Annotated in this window: 19 protein-coding genes and 1 pseudogene; 6 read left to right on the top strand and 14 right to left on the bottom strand. The window is 73.9% G+C overall.

Going from position 1 to position 24733, the window contains the following annotated elements; translation table 11 throughout:
- The 7 genes from I6A81_RS19320 to I6A81_RS19350 form a co-directional block, all read right to left on the bottom strand.
- Positions 1–297: a monovalent cation/H+ antiporter complex subunit F gene (locus I6A81_RS19320; protein ID WP_238430663.1), complete on the bottom strand. Its 297-nt coding sequence runs from the start codon at positions 295–297 to the stop codon at positions 1–3.
- Entirely contained in the window at positions 294–962 is a 669-nt protein-coding gene (locus I6A81_RS19325; RefSeq protein ID WP_203006656.1) for a Na+/H+ antiporter subunit E, read from the bottom strand. Before I6A81_RS19325 ends, I6A81_RS19320 begins: the two co-directional genes overlap by 4 nt.
- Positions 959–2638 (bottom strand): Na+/H+ antiporter subunit D, encoded by a 1680-nt coding sequence (locus tag I6A81_RS19330; RefSeq protein ID WP_203010254.1) that lies wholly within the window; start codon positions 2636–2638, stop codon positions 959–961. The genes I6A81_RS19325 and I6A81_RS19330 overlap by 4 nt, the downstream gene beginning before the upstream one ends.
- On the bottom strand, positions 2635–3267 hold the full coding sequence (locus I6A81_RS19335) for a Na(+)/H(+) antiporter subunit C (RefSeq protein WP_307874752.1): 633 nt from the start codon (positions 3265–3267) through the stop codon (positions 2635–2637). Before I6A81_RS19335 ends, I6A81_RS19330 begins: the two co-directional genes overlap by 4 nt.
- Entirely contained in the window at positions 3264–6356 is a 3093-nt protein-coding gene (mbhE, locus tag I6A81_RS19340; protein WP_203004909.1) for a hydrogen gas-evolving membrane-bound hydrogenase subunit E, read from the bottom strand. Before mbhE ends, I6A81_RS19335 begins: the two co-directional genes overlap by 4 nt.
- A 218-nt stretch (positions 6357–6574) precedes the next feature.
- The gene (locus I6A81_RS19345) at positions 6575–8494 is read right to left on the bottom strand and encodes an alkyl/aryl-sulfatase (protein WP_203004908.1); all 1920 of its coding nucleotides are present in this window, start codon (positions 8492–8494) and stop codon (positions 6575–6577) included.
- Between the two features lie 347 nt (positions 8495–8841).
- The gene (locus I6A81_RS19350; protein WP_203004907.1) at positions 8842–9024 is read right to left on the bottom strand and encodes a hypothetical protein; all 183 of its coding nucleotides are present in this window, start codon (positions 9022–9024) and stop codon (positions 8842–8844) included.
- Positions 9025–9507: 483 nt separating this feature from the next.
- Here I6A81_RS19350 and I6A81_RS19355 point away from each other — a divergent pair, with 483 nt between their 5' ends.
- Both I6A81_RS19355 and I6A81_RS19360 read left to right on the top strand, forming a co-directional pair.
- Positions 9508–9735, top strand: coding sequence for a LemA family protein (locus tag I6A81_RS19355; RefSeq protein WP_203004906.1), 228 nt, complete (start codon positions 9508–9510; stop codon positions 9733–9735).
- Positions 9735–11630 (top strand): DUF2207 family protein, encoded by a 1896-nt coding sequence (locus I6A81_RS19360; protein WP_203004905.1) that lies wholly within the window; start codon positions 9735–9737, stop codon positions 11628–11630. Before I6A81_RS19355 ends, I6A81_RS19360 begins: the two co-directional genes overlap by 1 nt.
- Positions 11631–11831: 201 nt before the next feature.
- On the opposite strand, the gene I6A81_RS19365 is transcribed toward I6A81_RS19360, so the two are convergent.
- Positions 11832–12269, bottom strand: a complete 438-nt coding sequence (locus tag I6A81_RS19365; protein WP_203004904.1) for an SRPBCC family protein — start codon at positions 12267–12269, stop codon at positions 11832–11834.
- A gap of 82 nt (positions 12270–12351) precedes the next feature.
- Here I6A81_RS19365 and I6A81_RS19370 point away from each other — a divergent pair, with 82 nt between their 5' ends.
- The 4 genes and pseudogenes from I6A81_RS19370 to I6A81_RS19385 all read left to right on the top strand — a co-directional run bounded on the left by I6A81_RS19370 (position 12352) and on the right by I6A81_RS19385 (position 16174).
- On the top strand, positions 12352–12963 hold the full coding sequence (locus tag I6A81_RS19370; RefSeq protein ID WP_203004903.1) for a TetR/AcrR family transcriptional regulator: 612 nt from the start codon (positions 12352–12354) through the stop codon (positions 12961–12963).
- 198 nt (positions 12964–13161) lie between these two features.
- Positions 13162–14685 (top strand): annotated as a pseudogene (locus I6A81_RS46230) (biotin/lipoyl-containing protein); the annotation flags it as partial.
- 209 nt (positions 14686–14894) lie between these two features.
- A complete protein-coding gene (locus I6A81_RS19380) occupies positions 14895–15440 on the top strand; it encodes a MarR family winged helix-turn-helix transcriptional regulator (RefSeq protein WP_203004901.1) in 546 nt (181 codons plus the stop codon).
- Entirely contained in the window at positions 15437–16174 is a 738-nt protein-coding gene (locus I6A81_RS19385) for a hypothetical protein (protein ID WP_203004900.1), read from the top strand. The genes I6A81_RS19380 and I6A81_RS19385 overlap by 4 nt, the downstream gene beginning before the upstream one ends.
- Before the next feature lie 20 nt (positions 16175–16194).
- Here the strand turns inward: I6A81_RS19385 and I6A81_RS19390 are convergent, their stop codons facing one another.
- The 6 genes from I6A81_RS19390 to I6A81_RS19415 all read right to left on the bottom strand — a co-directional run bounded on the left by I6A81_RS19390 (position 16195) and on the right by I6A81_RS19415 (position 24444).
- The gene (locus I6A81_RS19390) at positions 16195–17244 is read right to left on the bottom strand and encodes an alpha/beta hydrolase (RefSeq protein WP_203004899.1); all 1050 of its coding nucleotides are present in this window, start codon (positions 17242–17244) and stop codon (positions 16195–16197) included.
- A 31-nt stretch (positions 17245–17275) separates the two neighbouring features.
- Entirely contained in the window at positions 17276–18058 is a 783-nt protein-coding gene (locus I6A81_RS19395; protein ID WP_238429711.1) for an ABC transporter ATP-binding protein, read from the bottom strand.
- 95 nt (positions 18059–18153) lie between these two features.
- Positions 18154–19152 (bottom strand): ABC transporter permease, encoded by a 999-nt coding sequence (locus I6A81_RS19400; protein WP_307874753.1) that lies wholly within the window; start codon positions 19150–19152, stop codon positions 18154–18156.
- Positions 19153–19314: 162 nt separating this feature from the next.
- Positions 19315–20301: an ABC transporter substrate-binding protein gene (locus tag I6A81_RS19405; protein ID WP_407661331.1), complete on the bottom strand. Its 987-nt coding sequence runs from the start codon at positions 20299–20301 to the stop codon at positions 19315–19317.
- 193 nt (positions 20302–20494) lie between these two features.
- The gene (locus I6A81_RS19410; protein WP_203004896.1) at positions 20495–21688 is read right to left on the bottom strand and encodes an agmatinase family protein; all 1194 of its coding nucleotides are present in this window, start codon (positions 21686–21688) and stop codon (positions 20495–20497) included.
- 365 nt (positions 21689–22053) lie between these two features.
- Complete coding sequence (locus tag I6A81_RS19415) at positions 22054–24444, bottom strand: PAS domain-containing protein (RefSeq protein ID WP_203004911.1); 2391 nt, start codon at positions 24442–24444, stop codon at positions 22054–22056.
- Positions 24445–24733: the final 289 nt, after the last annotated feature.

A 24733-nucleotide genomic window follows, 5' to 3' on the forward strand; every position in this document is an offset into this window, starting at 1 on the left:
TCACCGGGGCGCCCCGGGACGCGGCGCGCCGCGGCGGGCGCCGCGCAGCTCGACGAGCCGGGCCGCCGCCACCGAGCCGAGGAAGCCCAGCAGCGCGATCGAGCCGAGCAGCGCGAGGTTCCAGCCCTCGTCGCGCATCGCGATGTCGACCGCCACACCGGCGGCGATCAGGATGACCAGGACCTCGAGCGCGACGACGCGGTCCAGCTCGGACGGGCCGCGCACCGCCCGGGCCAGGGTGAGCAGCCCCGCGAGGCCCAGCAGCCCCAGGGTGACGGCGTAGACGGCACGCATCATCGTCTCCTTTCCGGCCCGGCCGGGCCCTGACCGGCGGAGTCCTGACCGGCCGGGCCGCGGCCGACGGGTTCGTGGCCGAGGGCGCGGATGACCTGTCGTTGCAGGTCGTCCACGCGAGCCCGCACGGCGTCGACGTCCGCCTGGCCACCGGGGGTGAGCGCGTGGACGTAGAAGTAGCCGCGCTCGCGGTCGACGTGGATGACGGCCGCGCCGGGGCCGAGCGAGACCGCGTCGGCTATCAGGGCCGCGACCACCTCGGAGCTGGTGCGCAACGGCACCGCGACGATCGCTGCCGGGGTCGCCCGGCCGTGGCGGAACAACTGGCGGGCGATGGTGACGCTCGCCGGGAGCAGCTCGGCGAGCAGCCGCGCGGCCACCAGGCAGGCCCGCGCCGGCCGCGGCCGTCCGGGCCCGGCCGCGGCCTCGGGCGGCGGCGACGGGAAGGCGGCGAGCACCACGATCGCGACCACCAGCCCGCCCACGGCGGTGAGCACGGACAGGCGCGCCCACAGCAGCATCCAGACCAGCCACAGCCAGGCGAGCTGCCACGGGTGCCCGACCGCCCGGCGAAGCGCCGCGAGCAGCCGCCGGACCGCCCCACCGCGGGCGGCGGGGCGGGCGCGGCGCGCGGGCGCGGCGGGGCCGGCGGGGGGAGGCGCGGTCACCGGCCACCGCCTCGGACGGACGGTCCGCCCGCGGCCGGCGGCCCGCCGCCGCCCGGCAGGCCGTGGCCGCCCGGCAGGCCGTGGCCGCCCGGCAGGTCGTGGCCGCCCGGCAGCTCATGGCTGTCCGGCGGGTCGTGGCTGTGGACGGCCCGCTCGTAGGCCGCGGGCGACAGGAGATCGTCGGCGGCGCGCGCCGCGAGGGCGGCCAGCGGGCCGGCGAACAGGGGAATCGCGAGGCCGACGGCGACGAGCCCGGCCGTGGCCGCGATCATCGCGCGGCTGACGGCCTCGGTGCCGACGGTCAGCCGGTCGCCGGGGTCCGGGTCGGGGTGCGCCGGGCGGGGGCGGCGCCAGAACGCGGCCACCCAGACCCGGGCCATCACGTACAGCGTCAGCAGGCTGGCCACGAGCATGGCGGCGACGGCCGCGTACACCCCGGCGTGGTGAGCGCCCTCGACGGCGCCGGCGCCCGCCTGCAGCAGCGCCACCTTCGCGACGAAGCCGGACAGCGGCGGCACTCCGGCCAGGCCCAGCGCGGGCAGGGCGAACAGTGCGGCGACCAGCGGCACCGCGGTGGCGAGCCCGCCGGTGCGCCTCGGCACCGAGGTGCCCGAGTACCGGGTGATCAGCCCGCTGGTGAGGAACAGCGTCGCCTGCACCACGATGTGGTGGACCATGTAGAGGATCACGCCCGCGAGGCCGATGGCCGTGAACAGCGACAGGCCGAACAGCATGAACCCGATGTGGCTGACCAGCAGGAACGACAGCATCCGGTTCAGGTTCTCCTGGCCGAGCGCGCCCAGTGCCCCGAGCAGCAGCGTCACGACGGCGGCGACGAGCAGCAGCGGCCAGATCCCGTCGTGCGGGAACACGAGGGTGTGGGTGCGGACCAGCGCGTAGATCCCGACCTTCGTGAGCAACGCGGCGAGCACCGCGGTGATCGGCGCCGGTGCCGTCGGGTAGCTGTCCGGCAGCCAGAAGTGCAGCGGAACCACGGCCGCCTTGATCCCGAAGACGACCAGGGCGAGCAGGCTCAGCCCGTCGCGCAGGCCGGGCGGCAGGTGGGGAACGTCCGTGGCGAGCTCGGCAAGGCTGACCGTCCCCGTCGACGCGTACACGAGCGCGAGCATCGTGAGGAACAGCAGCGACGACGTCAGGCTGACGATCACGTAGGTCATGCCGGCGCGAATCCGGCTCGCGGTCGTGTCGATGGTGATCAGGACGTAGGACGAGACGAGCATGACCTCGAACGCGACGAACAGGTCGAACAGGTCGGCTGTCAGGTAGGCAAGCGCCACCCCGGCGACCAGCGTCAGGTAGCAGGCGTGGAAGACCGTGCTGTTGCCGTCTGGCCGCTCGTCGACGGCGCCCTGCCCGACGGCGTAGCCGAGCACCGCGAGCGTGACCGTCGCCGAGGTGAGCAGCAGCAGCGCCGACAGCCGGTCCGCGACCAGGGTGATCCCGATCGGCTCCGGCCAGCCGCCCAGGTGGGCGACGGCCGGGTTGCCGGCGTCCGCGGCGGCGAGCAGCAGGGCCGCGGCGACGACGACCGCCCCGACGACTCCCAGCGCCAGCACCCGCTGGGCGAGCTGGTGGCGGCGCAGCAGCAGCGTCAGCCCGGCGGCCAGCAGCGGCCCGGCCACGGGCAGCACGACCAGCACGCCCGGCGCCGTCATTCCCGGCCCCCGACCGTCCGGCCCCCGCCAGGCCCGCCAGGCCCGCCGGGGCCGTCATGGTCGTCGGCGCCGTCATGGTCGTCCGGGCCGTCGGGACGGCCGGGCTGGTCGGGCGCGGCGCGCGGGTGGTCGCGCGGGTGGGAAAGGTGGGGCAGGCGCGTCAGGTGGTGGGCGTACTGGGCCTCCAGGCGTTCCTCGAGCTGCTGGATGCGGTGGTCCTCGACGTCGTCGCGGACCTCGGCGCTGCCGAGCAGGGTCCAGGACCGGTAGGCGAGCGCCAGCAGGAAGGTCGTCAGCGCGAACGTGATGACGATGGAGGTGAGGGCCATCGCCTGGGGCAGCGGGTCGGACGTCTGCTCGGCCGGGTAGTTCCCCGACATCGCCGGGCGTCCGCTCTTCCCGCCGACCAGCAGCAGGAGCAGGTTGGTCGCGTGGCCGAGCAGCACGATGCCGATCAGCACCCGCATCAGCGCCCGCTGGAGCAGCAGGTAGGTCCCGGCCGTGTAGAGCCCGGCGACGGTGACCGTCGAGGTCAGGTTCAGCACGGTGTTGACGCGCCCCGGAGCCGCCGGCCCCGGGGCTGGCGGCCCGGCGACGAGCGCCGCGAGGGCCTGCGCGGTCGCCGTCACGGCGCCCCGCCCACGCCGACGCCACCGCCGCCATCGCCGTCCGCGTTGCCGCCGTCCGCGCCGGCGGTGTCGCCGGCCGCCTCGCCGCCGGGCTGGGTACGGGCCGCCACATCCGGTCCGAAGGCGGGGGTGCCGTCGCCCCAGCCCGGGGCGACGGCGGTGCCGCTTTCCTTGTCGACGCCGACACCGAGGGTGCGCAGCAGCTCGAGCACCACGCCGACGACCACCAGGTAGACGCCGGTGTCGAAGAACAGGCTGGTCACCAGCTCGACGTGGCCGAGCACCGGCACGTCGGTGGCGAGGACGTAGCTTCCCAGCACCGGCCCGCCGAACGGCACCGGCGCGAGCGCCGTGAGCGCGGCCACGGTCAGCCCGGCCCCGATCGCCCGGGGCGGGTGCGTGGGCACCGCCGGGCCGACCCGGTCCTGGCCGCCGGCCACGTAGCGCAGGACGAACGCCAGCCCCGCGACCAGCCCGCCGGAGAACCCGCCGCCGGTGCGGCCGTGCCCGGCGAACAGCAGGTAGATCGAGAAGACCAGCAGGACGGGGAACACCGCCCGGGCCGTCACCTCGACCAGGACGGAACGGGTCGGGGCCGCCCCGGGCCAGGGCCGGTGGGCCGCCGCCGGCCCGTCGCCGGGCCGAGCGCCGCCCGCCGGGCCGGTCAGCAGGAGCAGGCTCGCGACACCCAGCGAGGCGACGGCCAGGACCGTGATCTCCCCGAGGGTGTCGAGCGCGCGGAAGTCCACGATGATCCCGTTGACGACGTTGGCCGCGCCGGTCTGCGCCGGGGAACGGGCCAGGTACTCGTAGCTGGCGACTCCTGGGCCGCGGTGCGCGGCGGAGGTGGCGATCGCGAACGCGCCGACCAGGAGCCCGACCGCGACGGCGACCAGCACCCGCGGCCAGCGCAGCACCGCCGTCCGTTCCAGCGTGGCGAACCGTTTCGGCAGCCGGCGCAGTACGAAGACGAACGCGATCAGGGACAGCGTCTCGACCAGGAACTGGGCGAGCGCCAGGTCGGGAGCGCCCTCGACCACGAACAGCGCCCCGCAGCCGTATCCGACCGCGCCGAGCAGCAGCGCCGCGGACAGCCGCGTCCGCGCCCGGATCACCGCGACGGCGGAGGCCAGCACGACCACGGCCAGCGGCAGCTGGATCGCGTAGTCGAAGACCGGAATCCGGGTCGGCCACCGGATCCCGCTGGCCAGCGTCGCTCCCGGCACGACCACCGCCACGACCAGGATCGTGCTGAGGTACACCGGCAGCGACCCGACCTGCGTGCGCGCGGTGACCGCGAGCGCGAACCGGCCCACGCCGGTGACGACCCGCTCGTAGCCGCGCTGCGCGTCGAACACGTCGGCGAGCCGGGCCCACGCCGGCGCGGCCCGGCGCGCCGGGCCGGTGTCCCCGCCCCGCCCCGCGCCCGCCGAGTCCTTCCGTGCCGCCGAACCCTTCCGTGCCGTCGAGGCCGCCGCGCCCGGCGGCGCAGGGAAGGCGGGCCGGCCACGGGAACGCTCCAGGGCCCCGACCGCGGCGAAGATCACGAGGCCGGCCGCGAACGCGACGGCGGTCAGCAGCGGAGCGGCGCCGGGCCCGTGCCACAGCGCCAGGTGGTAGGCGCCCGCCACGCCGGGCGGGAAGGCGTCGGCGTATCCGGCGACGAGGCCGTCGACGGCCGGCGCGGCCAGCCCGAGCCCGAGGCCGGCGGCGGCGAGCACGGCGGCGGGGCCGGTGAACGCCGGGCTCGCCGGCCGCCAGCCGCTCGGCGCGAGACCGGGCTTGGTCGCGAACGCCCCCCACCAGAAGCGCAGCGTGTAGGCCGCCGTCAGCGAGGCGCCGGCCAGCAGGGCGACCAGCAGCGCCGTGTGCCCGGCGCCGCCGGCGCGCAGCAGCCCGTCGAGCGCGGTCTCCTTGCCGAGGAAGCCGATCGTCGGGGGCAGCCCCGCCATCGACGCCCCGGCGAGCAGCGCCGTGGCCGCGAGCCACGGGGCGCGCCGGCCGACGCCGGACAGCGCCCGCAGGTCGCGGCCGCCGGCCCGGTGGTCGAGCACCCCGACGACCATGAACAGCGCCGCCTTGAACAGGGCGTGCGCGAGGATCAGGGTCGCGCCGGCGAGCGCCAGCGTGCGCCCGCCGAGGCCGACCAGGGCGACGAGCATCCCCAGCTGGCTGACCGTGCCGAACGCCAGCAGCAGCTTCAGGTCGGTGGCCACGAGCGCCCGCAGGCCGCCGACCAGCATCGTCACCGCGCCGAGCACCGCGGCCGGCGTGTTCCAGACATCCGACCAGCCCGCCGCGACGGAGGCGGGCGCGAGGGTCGCGACCAGGAACACGCCGGCCTTCACCATCGCCGCGGCGTGCAGGTAGGCGCTGACCGGCGTCGGCGCGACCATCGCGGCCGGCAGCCAGGAGTGGAACGGCGCCTGCGCCGACTTGGTCGCCGCCCCGAGCAGGACCAGCGGCAGCGCGACGGCCACGATCCCGCCGGCCGGCGGCGGGTGGGCGACGATCCCGGAGATCCGGTAGGTCCCGGCCGCCTCGCCGAGCAGCACGAACCCGAACAGCATCGCCAGCCCGCCGACGGTGGTGACCAGCAGCGCCTGCACCGCCGAGCGCCGCGCCGCCGTGGCGAGCCCCGCCCCGCCGATCAGGACGAACGAGAAGACGGTCGTCAGCTCCCAGAAGACGTAGAGCGTCAGCAGGTCGTCGGCGAGCACCAGGCCGAGCATCGCCCCGGCGAACGCCAGCAGCGCGCTCGCCGACCGGCCGAACCCGCCGGCGTCGTGCGCGTGGTACCAGCGGGCGTAGACCAGGACGAGCGCGCCGACGCCGGTCACGAGCAGCGCCATCAGCAGCGCCAGCGGGCCGAGCCGGAACGCCGCCTCCAGCCGCAGCCCCGCGGCCCAGCGCACGACCGCCTCCGGCCGGGCGCCCGACGTGACGGCGTCGACCCGGGCCACCAGCAACCAGCAGAACGCGGCGGCCGGGACGAGGGCGGCGACCAGGTAGACACGGGCGCCGAGCCGGCGGGCGAGGATCGGCAGCAGCGCCGCGACCGCGAGGTGCGCCGCGATGGCGACGATCATCGACCGCCCGTGGCTACGGCGACCGGCGACCGGTCCGGCCGTCACCGCGGCCGTGCCCACCGTCGCCCGACATCCGCCCACCTGTCCCGGTCGTCCGCTGGCCTCGCCCACGCCCTCAGGGGGCCAGCTTCGCGCCCCGGAGCCACCACGGTCCGTGCCCACGTGATCTCGGGCGTTTCGCGACCGGCGGGACAGACACCACCGGAACGACGGACGGCTCAGGGTGTCGCGATCGGCCACCAGAACGCGCTGTCGGCGAGCAGGCCGAACAGCCGGTCCGCCGGGCCGGGGGCGCCGTGGACGGTGGCCCGGCCGGCGGCGCGCAGGTCCGCGAGCGTGGCCTCGCCGAGCAGCGCCGCGACGAGGTCGGACCTGGTCAGCCGCAGCACGCTCGCGCCGGCCGTCTCCTCGTCGCCGAGCGCGCGGTGGCGCAGCACGCCGTTGCGTACCTCGACGCGCCACCGGCCGGCCGGCTCGTCGATCTCGAGGTCGAGGGTGAACGGCTCCTCGGCGCCGGCGCGCGGGCCGTCGAGGCGAGTGCCGGCGTAGTCAAGCAGCGTGCCGACCGGCATGGCCCGCGCCGTGTCGGCGCTGGCCGTGCCGGTGGCCGGCAGGCCGGTGGGCACCCCGCGGCGCAGTTCGTCGGCGCCGGCGAGGTAGAAGTTCCGCCACGGCGCGTTCTCGGTCTGGTAGGCGAGCTGCTCGCAGGCCCGCGCGGCCAGCTCCCGGGCCGGCCGGTGGTCGGGGTGGCCGAACACGACGTGGTTGAGCACCTGCAGGACCCACCGGTAGTCGCCGCGGTCGAAGTACTCCTCGGCCTTCGCGACGACGGCGGCCGGTCCGCCCATCATCTCGGTGTAGCGGCGCCCGGCCGGTTCCGGCGGCAGCGGGTGCAGGTTCGCCGGGTTGCCGTCGAACCAGCCGAGGTAGCGCTGCCAGACCGCCTTCACGTTATGGCTGACCGAGCCGTAGTAGCCGCGGTTGTACCACTTCTCCGCCAGCCGCGGCGGCAGCTCGATCATCTCCGCGCACTCGAGCATCGTGTAGCCGGCGTTCGCCAGCCGCAGCGTCTGGTCGTGCAGGTACTTGTAGACGTCCGCCTGGTCGGTCAGGTACTCGGAGAGGGCGGCGGTGCCCCACCGGGGCCAGGAATGCGTCGAGAACAGGACATCCGAGTCGGCGGCGAACAGCGCGGCGGTCTCGTTGAGGTAGCGCGCCCAGGCTCGGGCGTCGCGCACCTGCGCGCCGCGCAGCGTGTAGAGCTGGTGCATGGTCGCGTTCGCCGTCTCCGCGACGAACAGCGCCCGCCGGTCCGGCAGGTGCATGTTCATCTCGGCCGGTGCCTCGGTGTCCGGTACCAGCTGGAACACCAGCCGCACCCCGTCGAGCTCGACCCGCTCACCGGTGGCCCTGATGATCCGGGTCGGCGGGATCAGGGTCGGCGCGCCGAGGGAGTTCGTCAGCCCCTGCCCGCCGGAGACCTGGCCCGCCGGCCCCTTCGGCAGCAGCGCGCCGTACATGTTGACCGCCCGGCGGCTCATCGCGGTCCCGGCGAAGACGTTCTCGGTGACGGCGTGTTCCAGGAACCCCTCGGGCGCCAGGATCTCCACCCGGCCGGCGGCGACGTCCGCCGGGTCGACGACGCCCGCGACGCCGCCGTAGTGGTCGGCGTGGCTGTGGCTGTGGATCACCGCGACGACCGGCCGGTCACCCCGGTGGCGTCGGTAGAGGTCCAGGGCGGCGCGGGCGACGCCGGCGGTCACGAGGGGATCGACGACGATCACCCCGGTGTCACCCTCGATGAACGTGACGATGGAGATGTCCATCCCGCGGACCTGGTAGATCCCCTCGGCCACCTCGAACAGGCCGGTGGTGGCCATCAGCCGGGCGTAGCGCCACAGGCTCGGGTTCACGGTCTCCGGGGCGGCCGCGCCGTCGCGGAGGAACTCGTATGGCCGGGAGTCCCACGAGGTGAAGCCCGACGGATCCTGGACGACCAGGCCGCGGACCTCCTCGATCAGCCCACGCCGGGCGTCGGCGAAGTCGGCCTCGTCCCCGAAGGGCAGCGCCCGCGCCGTCGCCTCGTTCACCGCCCGGGTCGGTTCGGACACCCTCGGCCGCTCGTCGACTCCGACCATCGCCACTCCCCTCCTCGCCCTCGCCCTCGCCCAGCTATTTACCCTCCGCTCACGATCAAGTACCGAAGGTCCATCGATCGGCGCCCGTCCCGCCGGCGCAAGCGGCCGCGCGCGGCGGTTTCCCCTGCGGGCAGGGGTGTCAGCCAGGCGACGCGCGATCCCGGAACTGGGGACGGGGGCAGGCCGTTGACCCAGGTGCGAGCTGCCCGACCCCCTGCTCCTGGGTCGCGCCGGGGTCCTCCCTCCCGGAGATCCGCTCGGCCCGCCGATCGCGTCTTCCCCCCACCGCGACGGCGGGCCGAGCGCCCCCGCTCGCTTGCCGGCCTCGGGTCTCGCTGGTCGCGGAACTATGGCTGCCGGGTCAGGCGGGCGTCACCCAGCACGAGTGGGTCGCGGGTGAGGGCCGGGACGGTGCGCTCGCACTCGAGACGCAGGACGCCGGTCACGTCGAGGTCGATCTCGACCGGCTTGCCGATCATTAGGGTGTAGGTGCCGAGCCTTCGGTTGTCACCTCGGCGCTGGACCGCCACACCTCACCCATGGCTCCTCGGCCGATCACCTTCTCCAGGCGGTACGAGCCGCCGAAACGTTCGCTCGTGGGACCTTGCCTTCGCGATGAGCGACCGGTTGCGCCACAGCCTCCACCAGATCGCGACGTTGCGACCTCTTCGATCTGTTGACTGACGGCCTGTCCGCGCGGGCGTCGATGACGAACCGTCACGATCACACGGAGGCCACGGCGATTCCACAACGGTCCCCTCAGCGGGGAAGGCACCGATCGCGAGAAGGAACGAACGACAGTTGTCCACCATCGCTAAAACATTTGTTTCACCGCGGTTCACCCGATGGACGGTGGGCGGTTCGGCGGAACGGCAGACGCGAGGTCGGTGAACGGGCTTTGTCGGCTAACCGTCAGCACGGGGATCGAAAGACGATTGAGGGTGGCGGCCGCCTCGGAGGAGGATCGGGTCGTCGATTCCACATAGAAAGATCTCCGAACAGAAAGATCTCCTATGAGCACCTCGGTCGTGCTGCCGGTCGTCGGTGGTGTCGTCGTCCTGGCGCTGGTCCGGCTGGCCGCGTGGGCGGTGCGCGCCCGTAACCACAACGCCGTCCAGTCGCTCAACGCGGCCGTCCAGTCCATTCCGACGAGCATCGTCGCAAGCCTGGGCCGCTTTCACCAGGAGCCGTACCTCGAGGCGACGGCGGCCGCGCGCGCGGACCTTCGCCTCCAGTTCTGATGGTCCTCGAGCTGGGCCTCGCGATCTGCGCGATCGCCGGCTGGTTCGCCCTGTTCGGCGCCTGCCTGCTGCGCACCAGGCCACGCCCCGTCACGCCCGTCGCGCCGACGCGGGACTTCGGCGGTGACGAGCCGCCGGCGGTCGTCAGCCTGCTCGCGCACGGCTGGAAGCACACCGACGCCGCCGCCCGCTCCACCCTGCTCGACCTCGCGGCCCGCCGCCTCGTCGAGCTGCGCCAGCCGGGCGGCGACCCGGCCCAGACCACGATTCACGTGCCCCGCCCCGGCAAGGACGACGACGCGGGCCTCACGGCCTACGAGCGCCGTGTCCTCGACCGGGTGCGGGGACTCGCCGCCGGCGGGGTGCTCCCCCTGACCGCGCTCACCTTTCGCGACCCCGAGCAGGCGAAGGCCTGGTCGCGGCGGCTGAAGGCCGAGGTCATCGCGGACGCGCGCACGCGCGGGCTCACCCGCCGCCGGTTCTCCTCGCGGACCAGGAGCGTGCTGACCGCCGCCGCCATCGTGGCGACACTCGCCGTACTCGTCGCGATGCTGCACCACGGCCACCGCACGCATCCGGGGCCGGGCCCGGCGCTCGCGGCGACCATCCCGACCTTCCTCGTCCTGGTCGCGCTCGCCAACCTGCCGCTGGGCGAGCGGGACACGCCGGCGGGCCGGGCCGCGGCGGCGCGCTGGCTGGGGCTGCGGGACTTCCTGCGCGGCGACGAGGCATTCGCCGCGCTCCCGCCCGCGGCGGTCGCCGTCTGGGACCGCTACCTGCCCTATGGCGGCGCCCTCGGCGTGACCCACGTCTGCGACGAGGCCGTCGACCTCGGGATGGGTGACCGCACCCTGGTGTGGTCGTCGTTCGGCGGCACCTGGCACCAGGTACGGGTGCGCTACCCGAGGCTGTGGGGCCGGTACGGCAAGGAGGCGCTGCCGCTGGCCGCCTCGGCGACCGGCTGCCTCGTCGCCGGCGTCGCCCTGCTGTACTACCGCGGCCGGGCCGTCGACGGCCTGGTCGGCGAGCTCCACGGCCTGTTCTGGCTCGCCAGCCTGCTCGGCGGTCTCTACCTGGCGGGGCGGGGCGCGTACCGGCTGCTCCGCGCGGCCGTGGACGTGTCGTCGCCGGTCACGGTGACCGGCGAGGTGCTGTGGGACGCGCCCTGGCGGATGAAGTCCGTCAACGAGGACGAAAGCGTGCCCTGGCTGTACTACCTGGCGGTCGACGACGGCCAGACGGACGGCTCCCCGTATCCCCGCACGACCGCGTGGGGCGTGCCGCGGGAACTGTGGGACCGGTACCAGGTCGGCGACGTCATACGCCTGACCGCCCGGCCGTGGACCCGGCGTGTCCTCGACGTCGCCGTCGTGGAGAAGGGGCGAGCCCGCCAGCTGCTCGAGCCGACGACCGACGACGCGACCGAACGTCTCATCGCCGAGGCGATGGGAGTCGCGACGCCCGGTTGGCGACCCGAGGCCGGGGCGGACGTGCCGCCGGCGGGCGAGCTGCTGACCGTCGACGAGGTCAGCCGCGCCGTGGGCAGGCAGGTCACGGTCGCCCAGTCGCCGATCGCGCCGAGATCGATGTCGATCCGGCTCTTCGAGGCCGACGGCCGCCGGGCGGCGCTGGTCGTCGTCGGCAGGGGCCTGGCCGGCCGCCTCGCGATGCGCCGCCACCGGGGCGGAGCGCCGCTGCCGGGCATCGGTGACGAGGCATACCAGGGCGACCGCTGGGCCATCGCGCGCAGCGGAGACCTCGTGGTGAGCGTGCGCGCCGAGGGCAGGGCCGAACTCCCGCACCCCGGCAACCTGCCCTGGCTGCTGTCGACCGCGGTGAGCCGCCTCCCCGACGACCAGCCTCGCCGCGATCCTTCCAGCTTCTCCGCGCCGTAGCGGCCGGCGGCGCCGCCGCCCGCCGGCCGAGCCGACGTGGACTGGTCGGAGCCGCCGTGGTTGGCCGCCCACGGCTGTGGTGGGTTCGGGCTTGCCGGGCCAGTCGGCCAGTAGCCGACATTCCGGCAAGCCGCGGTCGGTGGCGCGTGGAAGGGGCCGGCAAGCTGGGTCTGCCGCCGTGCGCGGTGCAGGCGGTGACGGTCAGGTGACCGGCTGGGACGTCGTCCGCTCGCAGCGCCGCCGCAGGCCCTGGGCCTCGGTGTCGACGTAGCGGCGGACGAGGCGCGCCATGAACAGCCCGACGATCGGCGCCAGCGGCCCGGACTGTCGCAGGCTCAGCGTCACGGTCACCGCGTCGCCTCCCGCGGCCGGCACGATGCGGTGGTCCGCGACGGTGGTCATCCCGGTGGCCTTGGAGATCCACGAGAAGCCCTGGCCCGGCTTCAGGTCGTTCACGGTCCACTCGGCCACTGGCAGCCTGGGCTGCTGGATCCGGACGACGGCGCCCTCGCGCAGCTCGCCGTCCGCGCGCGCGTTGGTCACGGTCGGAGTCCAGTCGGGCCAGCGTTCCACGTCCCGCATCACCGCCCACACCTCGTCGGGCGTGGCGTCAATGACCACGGATGTCTCGTAGTACATGGCGTGCCTCCAGAACGATCCGAGCAGGTGGACGCGGCGGCTGCCACAATCCGTACCACTTGGTACATGTACCATCTGGTACGTGGAGTCGCAAGGTCGTCCGCCGGACAGCCCAGGAAGCGAGCCGGGGCAGGCAGGCAGCGCCCGGGAGGCGCTGCTGCACGCCACGATCGCCTATCTGGCCGAGCACGGAATTGGCGACGTGAGCCTGCGCCAGCTCGCCGCCGCCCTCGGCACCAGCCACCGAATGATCATCTATCACTTCGGTTCTCGGGACGGCCTGCTGGTCGAGGTGGTGCGCGCCATGGAGGAACAACAACGCGCCGCGCTCGCCGACCTGCGGCGCGAACCGGCCACATCCGCCGCCGACCTGGGGCGGCGGATGTGGCAACGACTCAGCGACCCGGCACTCGCGCCGTTCGAACGTCTCTTCTTCGAGATCTACGGCCAGGCGCTGCAGGGCCGCCCCTACGCCCAGCCGCTGCTGGACGGCGTCGTCGACGACTGGCTCGACCCGCTCGCCGACATCCTGACGCAGGAAGGCCTGACACCGGATACCGCCCGAGCCCAGGCACGCCTCGCCCTCGCGACCACCCGCGGGCTCCTGCTGGACCTGCTCGCCACCGGCGACCTCGAAGGCGTGAACCAGGCCATGGAACAGAGCCTCGCGGCGTTCGAACGCGGGCGCGAGTAGCCGCGTGACGGCCCCTGGCCTCGGCCGTGGCCCGTCGCGTGAACGGGGCCGGCGCACCTGGGCGCACAATCGCGGCGGGAAGAGTTCAGCCGCTGGCACTGGTTCGGTCGCGGTAGGCTTGTCGCGTCCGGCTGTTGGCGACGGGGGATGGTAACGCGGCCCATGCAGACGCTCCCTGGCCGGCATCGGTAGGGCGAAATGTCGGAGGCGACGTCCCTCACCCAAGCCGAGACAACTGAACTCGCCCAGATGTTCGGGCACCTGACGTCGGCGAGTCAGTTGCTGCGTGCTGTCGGCTTCCCGGAGCAGGACATCCCCTCATGGCGGGTCTCGACCGCCGCCGAGTTCTGGGCCGAGGTTAGCCTGTGCCTCGAACACGGTAAGCTCCCCGACGGTCGCGCGCTCATCCTCAATGCCGCCCGCGCGCGGTATCCCGCTAATCCCGTGTTCGCGAGCGCGACCGACGGCGAGTCCGGGGCCCTGTCGGACGTGAGAGTGGCCGCCGCGATCGAGAAACGTCAGCCAAGGCGCGTCGTTCCCCTCGTGCGTGCGCTATCCATCGAGAGAGCCGCCGAGGTACTGGCCGACGCCCGCCCAGGCCGCGCCGCCGCCATCCTGTCTGTTGTCCACGAGCGGCCGGACGACCGCTGGTGGGCGGCGACCGTCATCGCCGAGATGCATCCCGAGGCGGCGGAGGCAATCGGCGGCGCGGCGGGGTCCGTCCTGTCCACATTCCTGGGCTGTGCGCTGACCGCATCGGAAACGATCGCTTCCTGGTGGGTCACCGAGCATTCTGGAACCATCGACCAGCTCTCGGAACGGCTTTCTGTCGACGAGCTGCCATCAAGGATCCAGTATTTTTCGCGCACCTATCCGAATGGTGCCGTCATCTGGCTCGGAGAGGATCTCCCGCTCGTCCACGGGGCGATACTTGAATTCTGGCGGGAGAATCTTCCGGCATACATCCCGGCGACTCCGGAGGTGCCCGCGGTTTCTGGCGAGGGCACGGAGGGTGTATACCAGATCTTCCGACCGTCTCCTGGGCCTGGCCCGAAGGCGAGTGCGGACGTTGTGGTCTGGTGGTCGCGTCAGTCCGGGGTGCATACCGTCGAACGGCCGGTCCAGGAGACCAGCGAGCGCCATGGTGGTCCGGCGGGCGACCTTGACCTTTCGACGACGGACCCCCAACGGTTGTATACATCGGTTACCATGCCCCGCCTGGGTGAAAGTGTCGCGGAGGGAACCGTGACCCGGTGGCTCAAACAGGAGGGGCAGCGGGTCGAGGCCGACGAGCCGCTTCTCGAGGTCAGCACCGACAAGGTTGACACCGAGGTCCCGTCACCGGCCACCGGCATACTCGTCTCGATCAAGGTAGCCGAGGACGAGACCGTCGACGTCGGCATCGAACTCGCGGTGATCGAGAGTTCCCTTCCGCTACATGCGGATAATTCAGGCCGCGGCACACGCAAGAAGCGACACTCAAAAGGCAAAAAACGTGTCGTTTCCGTTGTCATGCCCCGTCTGGGTGAAAGTGTCGCGGAGGGAACCGTGACCCGATGGCTCAAGCAGGAGGGGCAGCGGGTCGAGGTCGACGAGCCGCTTCTCGAGGTCAGCACCGACAAGGTTGACACCGAGGTCCCGTCACCGGCCACCGGCATACTCGTCTCGATCAAGGTAGCCGAGGACGAGACCGTCGACGTCGGCATCGAACTCGCGGTGATCGAGTACTAGACCAAAGGGACTGTCGCGGGCAGCCATCGCGGCGCCAGGCGCGGGACGGACGGGGCCAGCCATCATGTCGGCCAGGCCGTCGGATCGGCCCAGCTCACGGGCCCAGGTTGAGTTCTGAGACCCCGCGGGGCGCATGCGTGGGTTCGCGCGCCCTGGGCAGCGTGGGCCTCCGTCGCGTACACTCGTGAAGGTACTTCACAATGAAGAGTCTGCTCGAAGTCCGCGCGAAGGGCATGCCGATGACCGACCGGGACGGCCAGGATGCCGACGACCGGTTCGGCGCCGCGCTCGGGCAGGTGCTCGAGGTAGCGATACTGATCAACGAGGACATGACCAAGGGGCTCGCGCGGGACGGGCTGACCGAGCCACGCGCCCACCTGGTCTGGGAGCTGAGCCAGCGCGGCCCGAGCACCCAGCGCGTGCTCGCGGACGCGCTGCGGGTCAGTCCACGCAACATCACCGGGCTGATCGACGGCCTGGTGGCGACCGGGTTCGTCACCCGCGAGCCCCACCCGTCCGACCGGCGGGCGACGCTGGTCACCTTCACCGAGCAGGGCACGCGGGCCGCGGCCAAGATGGCCGCCGATCACCGCGAGTTCGCCGAGCTGCTGTTCGCGGGGATGTCCGACGCCCAGTTCGACGGTCTGGTCGCGGGACTGGACGTGGTTCTCGCCCGGCTGCGGGCCGCGGTCGCGGCGGCCTGGGGCGACTCGACGACGAGCGACGAGGAGGTGGAGCGGCCGTGAGGAAAACCCTTGGCGTCGTCGTCCGGCTGGCGGCGCGAGCGGTCCGGTTCGAGGTCGGGCTGTACTGGAGCCTGCTGCGCTGGGTCGCGCGGCGCCCGGCCGTCCCCACGGGCACGGTCGCCGTCCCCTATGTCGGGGGCGTCGCGGCGGTGCTGTGGCTGTTCATCTTCCTGTCCGCCGTCGAGCTGGTCGCGCTGCATCTCCTGCTGCCATGGGAGCCGGTCCGCCTCGTCCTGGACGTGCTGGGCCTGTGGGGCCTGGTGTGGGGGCTGGGGCTCGCGGCCGGTTTCCGGGTCTACCCGCACCTCGTCGGCGACGCCGGTCTGGTGGTCCGCCACGGCCGGCGCACGGTCGCCGTCATCGCCTGGGACGCCCTGGCGACGGCCGAGACCCGCCGCCGCGACCGTGGCGGCAGCCGCGCCCTGCAGCTGGAGGAGGGCCCCGACGGGACCGTCCTGCACGTCGTCATCGGCGGGCGCACCAACATCGACCTCGCCCTGCGCCACCCGCTGGAGCTCGCCCTCCCCCAGGGCAGGCGGACCGTCAGCACGCTGCGCCTGTGGGCCGACGACCCGGTCGCCCTGGTCACCCGGGCACAGGCCGCCGGCGCCGGCGGGGCCGCGCCCGTCCAGCCCTTCCGACCCGTCCGTCCGGTCAGGCCCACGCGGCCGGCCCGGCCCAGCAGGTCAGGCGGGCCGGTCCGCCGCGCCGACCGGCCGACCGACGCGGCCTGAGCGAACGGCGGATTCTCGCGTCAGCGCAGCGCGTCGGCGAGGAAGGCGAGGATGCCCGGGTAGCGCTCGGCGAGCGGGAAGGTGTCCGAGTGGCCCCTGCCATCGAGCAGGTTCAGGGACACGGTGGCACCGGCGGCGCGCAGCGCGTCGGCGAGCCCGGCCGACTGCTGGTAGGGCACGGTGCAGTCGACGCGGCCGTGCTCGACGAGGAAGCGCGGCAGCGCGCGGTCCCGGTCGAGGTAGGTCACGGGGTTCGCCGCCGCGACGAGGCCGGGCGCGGTGGTGATCTGGCGGCCGAGGAACAGCGACTCCGGCGAGCCGGCCGCGTCGTGGGACGCGTCGCCGGGCTTGCAGGCGGGGTTGGCGCGCACCTCGTCGTCCATGGTGAGGAAGGAGACCGGGCCGTACAGGTGGACGACGGCGCGCACGGCGCTCGGGACGTCGGTGTTGCCGAGCTCCGCGTCCTCCGGGAACGACCGGTCGGCCGACACTCCCAGCATGGTCGCGAGGTAGGCGCCGGCGGACTCGCCGAGAGCGGCGAACCGGTCGGGGTCCAAGCCGTAGCGGTCGGCGTTGGCACGCAGCCAGCGCACCGCGCCCTTCACGTCGACGACGGCGGCCGGGAACGTCGCCGCGGGCGCCATCCGGTAGTTCAGGCTCGCGACGGCGTACCCGCGCGCGACGAGCGCCCGCACGTGGACGGCCATGTCGCGCTTGTCGCCGTACTGGAACGCACCGCCATGGATGACGACCACCAGCGGTAGCCCGCCGGCGGGCGTGGAGGCCGGCCGGTACAGGTCGAGGCGCCGCGCCGACGACCCGGTCCCGTAGGCGAGGTCCAGATCCCGGCGCATCCCGGCCGGATCGTTCGCCGGGATGCCGGCGTCGCCGTTCGGGTCCCGCTCCCCCACCGCCACGCCGTCTCCCGTCGGGGCCGTCGCGGGCCCGGCGCCCGCGTCCTTGCCGGAGCAGCCGGCGACGGCGCCGGCCAGCGCGAGCCCGCCGGCCAGCAGCCGCGCCCGTCCGCTCCAGGCCCGCGACACCGTCCCGCCGCGACGACCACCTCTCATCGGCCGACCATATCCCCCGAAATAGGGGGATTCAGCCGGCGGTGGCGGCCAGCCGGGACGTGTGGGCGCGGTGGTGCAGACGGACGAGGTCCTCCACCTCGGCGCGCAGCTCCAGGAAGGCGGGGTCGCGACGGGTCCCGAGGTCGCGGCCGGCGGGCAGCCGGACGGGCAGGTCGGCGACGACCCGCCCGGGGTCGCTGGCGAGCACCACGACGCGCTGGCCGAGGAACACGGCCTCCTCGACGTCGTGGGTGACCATCAGAACGGTGGTGCCCGTGTCGGCCCAGACCTGGCGCAGGAACAGCTGCATGTCCTCCTTGGTCTGGACGTCGAGCGCGCCGAACGGCTCGTCGAGCAGCACCACCCGCGGTTCGCAGGCCAGCGCCCGGGCGATCGCGACCCGCTGGCGCTGGCCGCCGGACAGCTGGCCGGGCAGCCGGTCGCCGTATGCCTCGAGGCCGACCTCGTTCAGGTACCAGGCGACCCGGCGGCGCCGCTCGGCGCGCGGCATCGGCAGCAGTTCCAGGCCGAAGGCGATGTTGGCGGCGGCGGTGCGCCACGGGAACAGCGCGCCGCTCTGGCAGACCAGGCCGCGTTCGGGCCCTGGGCCCTCGACCGGGCGGCCGTCGAGGGTGACCTGGCCCTCGGTGGGCCGGATGAGCCCGGCGACCAGCCGCAGCAGCGTCGACTTGCCGGACCCGCTCGCGCCGACGATGCAGACGAACTCGCCGGGCGCGACGGCCAGGTCGACGCCGACGAGCGTCGGGATCGCGGGCGCGCCGGCCGGGCGGCGCCGGCCCGCGTGGAAGTCCATGCCGACGCCGCGCAGCAGCAGCGCCCCGCCGCCCTCGCCGGTGGGAGCCGGCACGGCGGGAGCGGTGGCGGGCGTCTTGGTCAGGTCGGGGCCGCTCACCGGGCCCACCTCCCCACCCGGTCGCGGGCGAGCCGCAGGAGCACGTCGATCGTGAGGCCGATGAGGCCGATGACGACGAGCACCGCGAAGATCTTGTCGGTCTGCAGGAACCGCTGGGCGCGGGTGATCCGGTAGCCGAGCCCGGAGGTGGCGGCGACGAGTTCGGCGACGACGACGAAGTTCCAGGCCGCGGCGGCGTTGACCCGGGCCGCGTCGATCATCCCGGGCAGCGCGTACGGCAGGATCACCTTGCGGGCGATCTCGTGCTGGCGCGCGCCGAGCGTCCCCGAGACCTCCAGCAGGTCGGGCGGGATCCGGCGGACGACGTCCGCCGTCATCAGCGTGTTGAAGAAGACCACGCCGATGACCAGCAAAGCGATCTTCGACGACTCGCCGAGGCCGAGCCAGATGATCAACAGGGGGATGAAGGCGCTGGCCGGCATGTAGCGCAGCAGGCCGATGACCGGTTCCAGCAGCGCCTGCGCCCAGCCCATCGACCCCATCGCGAACCCGAGCGGCACCGAGATCGCCACCGCGATGAGGAAGCCCAGGCCCACGCGGCGCACGCTCGACCAGGTGTCGGAGAACAGCTCCCCGGAGCGGGCCATGTCCACGCCCGCGGAGAACACCGCCGCCGGCGACGGCAGGAACGTGTCGTCGACGGCGCCCGAGGCGGACAGCGTCACCCACACGACCAGTGGGACGACGACCGACAGGACCCGCAGCACCCAGCGGGTCGGCGGCGAGACGTCCTCGCCGAGCTTCGGCAGCCGGCTGGGCCGGGCGGGGCGCCGCCGCGGCGGCGGTCCCCAGGCACGCCCGCCGGGACCGCCCCCCACGCCGGCACGACCGGCCGGACCGGCGGGCTGGGTGGGATCGGCCGAACCGGCGGGACTGACAGGACTAACGGGACTGGCGGCACTGGCGGCACTGGCGGGGCGGTCGTCCGCGACGGCCGGCGCCGGCGCCGTCAGCGGCAGGTCGGTACCGCTCACGGGACCCACCCCGCCGCGCGGTTCGCGTCACTCACGTCGGACTCGATTCTGTTTCCGCGACTGCGTTCCCGCGGCTCTGTTCCCGCGGCTCTGTCTCCGCGACGGCCGGGTGCCCGCGGAACCGGTTCTGCCCGGTTCCGCAGGCGCGGCGGTCAGGGATGGTTACTTGACGGCCTTGACGAACGTGTCGTCGAGCAGGCCGTCGAGCGCCGGGGCCTCGTCGATCAGGCCGGTGCTCACCAGGAACTCGGAGATCTTCTCGGCCTGGAAGTCGAGGTGGGCGTCGGTGGTGCCGGGGGCGAACGCCTCGAGGTTCTGCTCGAGTGTGAAGATCGTCGTGCCCTCGTCGTAGGTCGCGTAGTCCTCGACCGAGACGCCGGCCCGCTTGGCCATGATCTCGTAGGCCTCGTCCTTGTTGGCCGTGATCCACTCGATCGTGTCGAACCAGGCGTTCACCAAGCCCTGCACGCCCGCCGGGTTCTTTTCGACGAGTTCCTTCGACACGACCAGGTGGTCCGGGATGGCGCCAGGGAAGTCGGCCGAGGTCGCGATCGGCTTGCTGCCGGGCAGTTCGAGCGCGGTGGTGGTGAACGGCGCGAACACGCCGACCGCGTCGACCTGACCGGCGACGAACGCCGCCGCCGCCGCGTCGGTGAGCAGCGGCTGGAAGGTGATGTCCGACTCGGTCAGGCCGGCCTTCTGCAGCGCGAGCAGCAGCAGGTAGTGGTCCACGGTGCCCTGCTCGGCGGCGACCGTCTTGCCCTTGAGGTCGGCGACGCTGTTGATGCCCGGGGCCGCGATGATCTGGTCGTTGCCGGTGGAGTTGTCGTTCGTGAGCACGATGACCTCCTCGGCGCCGCCGGCGGCCGAGGCGATGGTGTCGTTGAGCGTCTGGGTGTTCGCGTCGACGTTGCCGGTCGCCAGCGCGTTGAGGCTGTCGGTGTAGCTGTCGAAGTACTTCAGGTCGACCTCGACGCCGTTGGCCTCGAAGAAGCCCTTCTCCTCGGCCACCTGCCAGGGGAACCAGCCCGGCCACGCGGAGAAGGACAGGGTGATCGGCGCCGCGGCGCCGGTGGAGCCGCCGGCGGCGGGCTCGCCCCCGTCGTCGTCGGAGCCGCCGCAGGCCGCGGCGACGAGCACGACCGACAGCGCCGCGGCGCCCACGCCGAGCGCCCGGCCGCGCCGGCGCCGCCGTGGGCCGACCGGCGCCGCGCCCGCGGCGGAGGTGGTGAGTGCCTGGTCGTGTCTGCCCTGCCCCAGCAGGGGACCCAGGACGAATCGAAGCACGGACGGAGATCCTTTCGGAGCGTGTGGGGGGTGCAGTCGTTTCTTCCGGGTGGGGTCAGGCGGACGCGGCGCGCTTAGGCAGGTGCCCGGCGCGCACCAGGCAGCCGAGGGTGTCGCAGATGACGCGGGTCGCGATCAGCGCGGTGATCTCGGCGTTGTCGTACGGCGGGGAGCACTCGACGACCTCGATGCCGGCGAGCGGCCTCGCGTCGGCGATCAGCTGGATGAACTTCAGGACCTCGCGGGGCAGGAAGCCGCCCGGCTCCGGCCAGCCGGTGCCGGGCACGAACGCGGCGTCGAGGCAGTCCACGTCGAACGACAGCCAGACGGCGTCGGTGCCGTTCCAGGCGACCTCGAGCGCCCGCTCGGCGGCGGCCTCGATGCCCATCTCGACGCAGTCGGTCACCGTCATGATCGTGGTGCCGCGCTCGCGGCCGACCTTCACGCCGGGCCGCGGTGCCTGCCAGCCGCCGATGCCGATCTGCACCAGGTTCTCCGCCGGCACGTTCGGCAGGTCCGTGGCGTGGAACCACGGGGTGGTGTGCATCCGCTCGTCGAGGTCGGTCTCCTGGGTGTCGACGTGCCGGTCGAAGTGGATGATCCCCAGCTTGCCGCCGCCCAGGTTCTCCGCGACACCCTTCGTCGTCGGGTAGCCGATCGAGTGGTCGCCGCCGAGGACCACCGGGAACGCGCCCGACGCGTAGACGTGCGACACGGCCTTGGTGATCTGGTCGAACGTCTTCTCGATGTTCGCCGGGATCGTGAACACGTCGCCGACGTCGGCGATCGTGATCGACTCCCGCAGGTCGACGCCGAGCTCGAAGCTGTACGGCCCGTAGAGCGCGGAGATCTTGCGGATGCCCTGCGGGCCGAACCGGGTGCCCGACCGGTAGGTGGTGCCGCCGTCGAACGGCGCGCCGAGCACGACGACGTCGTACTCGCCGCAGCGGCGCACGTCCTCCACGTAGGGGGCCTTGAGGAACGTGTTGATGCCGGCGAAGTGCGGCAGCTCGCCCCGCGAGAACGTCGGGATCCGCTTGTCGACGATCGAGTCGGCGCCCGGCAGGCCGTACTCCAGCCCGCGGGCGATCTCCTCCTCCCACTTCGTCGTCGGCAGCGCCTCCTCGGCCGCGACCGCGTAGGCGGCCTCCGGGCCGTAGTTGTCGTGGGACGCGTCGGTGGAGAAGCCGTCGGGCAGGTGGCGGCGCGGCCCGCCGGGCGGGTGGTGGTGGGAATGGTTGTGGCCCACGGAACTCCCTAAGGCGGAGCCCGGCTGGAGGCAGCCAGGCCTGGCTGGCCTCCCGGGCTTTTGTCCCGCCGTGGAGCGGCGCGACCCGCCGGCATGCCGACTGTCTCCCGCCCGGATGCCGGCCGGTCACCCCGCCTCGCCTCTCGGTCCAGGCCCGCTTGCGCGGCGGAACCCTAGGCGCGCCTCACCTGTGGTGAGTCGAGATCAGCAAAGCCCTCCGTTGTCACCGAACCCGAACATCACTGTTGCGAACTCGTGAACATCCCGGCCACCCGGTATCCGCGCGGCGCGGCGGGCCGTCGGTGCTCACCGGCCGGCGGCTACCGGCACCGAGCCCGCGCCGGGCCGCCCCCGGTACCCGCCACCTAGGCGAACGGCGGGCGGAGGTCGAAGATCGTGCGGCGGACCTCGTCGATCGTCTGGTCGAGGTCGGAGATCGCGGTGGACATGCGGACCGTGCCGGAATCGGGGACGAGCCGCGCGAGGGACTGCAGCCGCAGGCCGACCGAGAACAACCGCTGGATGACCAGGTCGTGCAGCTCGCAGGCGATCCGGTCCCGGTCCTCGAAGACGGCGAGGCGGGCCCGGTCCTCCTGCATCTGGGCGAGCTCGACGGCGGCGGCGACCACGTTGGCGACGGACTGGACGAAGTGCGCCTCGTCGCGGGTGAACCGGCGCCGGGTGCCGCTGTGCGCGGCCAGGACCCCGAACGCCCGGCTGCCGACGCCGATCGGCGCGCCGACGGTGGCGACCGCGCCGTCGCCGTGCAGCCAGCCCTCCGGCCGGATGTCCGGCCGGGTCGCCAGGTCGTCGATGACCAGCGGCTGGCAGGAGGACAGGACCCGCGAGACGTAGGTGCCGTCGACCGCCGAGACGGCGCCGGCGGCCCAGGCGCCGCCGCGCCGGCCGTAGCAGGTGCGCACGTGCGCGTACACCTCGCGTCCGCCGGGTCCACCGACGTCGGTGCCGCCGCCCGCCGCCTGCGCGACCGCGCCGCGGCCGGCGCCGAAGGCGGCCCGGTGGGCCCGCCCGCTGGCGGGCACCGTCTCGAGGCACTCGACGAGGTCGCACCGCTCGACGGCCAGCGTCGTGGCGACCAGCTCGACGGCCTCGTTCAGCAGCGCCGGCACGTCGAGGGTGGTGAGCGCGCGCTGGCCGAGGTAGGCCAGCGCCGCCTGCTGGCGCTCGGCGCGGCGCAGGTCGGTGATGTCGGAGAGCACGAGGGCGACGCGGGTCTCGCCGTGCTCGTGGATCGGGATCAGGGTGGCCCGCAGCGAGCGGACCGGGCCGAGCGGCTGGGGGGTGCCCTGGCCGGCGCCGGCCGAGCCCGTCGCCACGGCGACCGCGGCGGAGGCGGCCGCCGCCGCGTCGCCGGCGACACCCGGGATACCGCCCGGCAGGACGTCGAGGTCGCCGATCTGGGCCTGCCGGGTGCGCTGGGCGGTGCGGGCGAGGCCCCAGTCGCCGCCGAGCGTCGGGCCGCCGGTGACCGCGGGGCGCAGCTGGGCGGCGAGCGCCTCCAGCCCGTCGCCGACCTCGGTGCGGGTGCCGACCAGGCGGTCGACGACCCGGGAGGCCCGGCTGACGGTCATGTCCGGGTCATAGATGACGACGCCGACGGGCAGGTCGTCGAGCTTGCCACCGGTCGGGACGAGCTCCAGCAGGGCGCCCTGTTCCCCGGCCATCTCGGCGCCGAACCGGGACTCGGTGACGTCGATGATCGTGCCGACGTTGCCGACGACGTCGCCGGTCTCGTCGCGCAGGACCTTCGCGCGGATCTGGACCCGGCGGTAGGTCCCGTCGGCGGTGCGGTAGCGGGTCTCGTGGTGGCAGTGGTCCGCGCCGCCGACGACGACCGCCATGAACAGGGCGATGGTGTGCTCGAGTTCCTCGGGATGCACGTAGTCGATGAACCTGCTGCCGAGGCTCTCGGCGACGCCGAACCCGGTGAGCCGGGTCCACGCCGGGTTCAGGTAGGTCCAGGCGCCGCCCGCGTCGGTACGGAACACCACCTCGGCCAGGGTGTCGAGCAGGTCGAGCGCCTCCAGCCCCGGCGACGAGACCGTCGGCGCACGGCCAGCCGGGGAGTCCTCGGCGTCGCGGACCGGGCTCGGCGCGGAGGGAGCCACGCGCACGAGCGGGGCGGGCGCGGCACCGAGCGGGCGCGGCGCGGGTCTTGAGGCGGACGTGGTCTCGCCGGCCCCCGGCGCCGGGCGCGGCGGGAGCCCCTGGCCGGGTGGCGCGGCCCCAGGCGGCGATGTCCCCGGTTCTGGCGCGGTCCCCAGTTCTGGCGCGACGCCAAGCGGCGCCGGCCGTGGGCCCGCCGGGGCGGGGGCAGGGGGACCGCCGGTCGAGGCGCGGCCGTAGGGCTGGTGGCCGGGCGGGGTGTAGCCAAGCGGCGCCGGGCTGACGGCGGGGCCGACAGAGACGATGCCGGTCGCGCCGGTGCCGGTCGCGCCGGCGTCGCCGCGGCCAGGGACGTCGTGACCGGGAAGGTCGCGGCCGGGGAGGTCGCGGCCGGCGTCCCGGTTGCGGGCGTGGGCGACGGTGGCGCGCCAAGCGCCGAAGCCGGCGGCGGCTATCGGGCCGGTGCCGTCCTCGTCGGACTCGGCGGACTCGGCGGCCGGGCCCGCCGGCTGGCCGCCGTCTCGGGTCTCGCGGGGGGCGGGCCGCGCGCCGCCCGCGCTGGCCTGGCCGTCCGGCCGGCCCGTCCCCCCGTCCGCCCGAGCCGCCCCGGCTCGCGCCGCGTCCGCCATGCCCACGCTGTCTCCGCCTCCCCGCCTCCGGCGGTGTCCGCCGGAACGCCTCTCGCAGAACAGTGCGCACCTCGTTAGCGTTCAATACCGTACGCGCTCGCCACCGTTCTCGTCACGACTTGACCGGAACCTGGGGGCGCGCCCGCCGGAATCGCCTTCAGGTGTTCCTGTCCGGGTCTTATCCGCGCTGTGTCCCGGGTGCGCCGCCGGTCAACCCGCCAGACGCCGGGGTCGATGCAAAAGACATCACATTGCGCGGATGATGCACGCGATGGCGCAATTCCCTGCT

The organism is Frankia nepalensis, assembly GCF_016786325.1.
Lineage (GTDB): Bacteria > Actinomycetota > Actinomycetes > Frankiales > Frankiaceae > Pseudofrankia > Pseudofrankia nepalensis.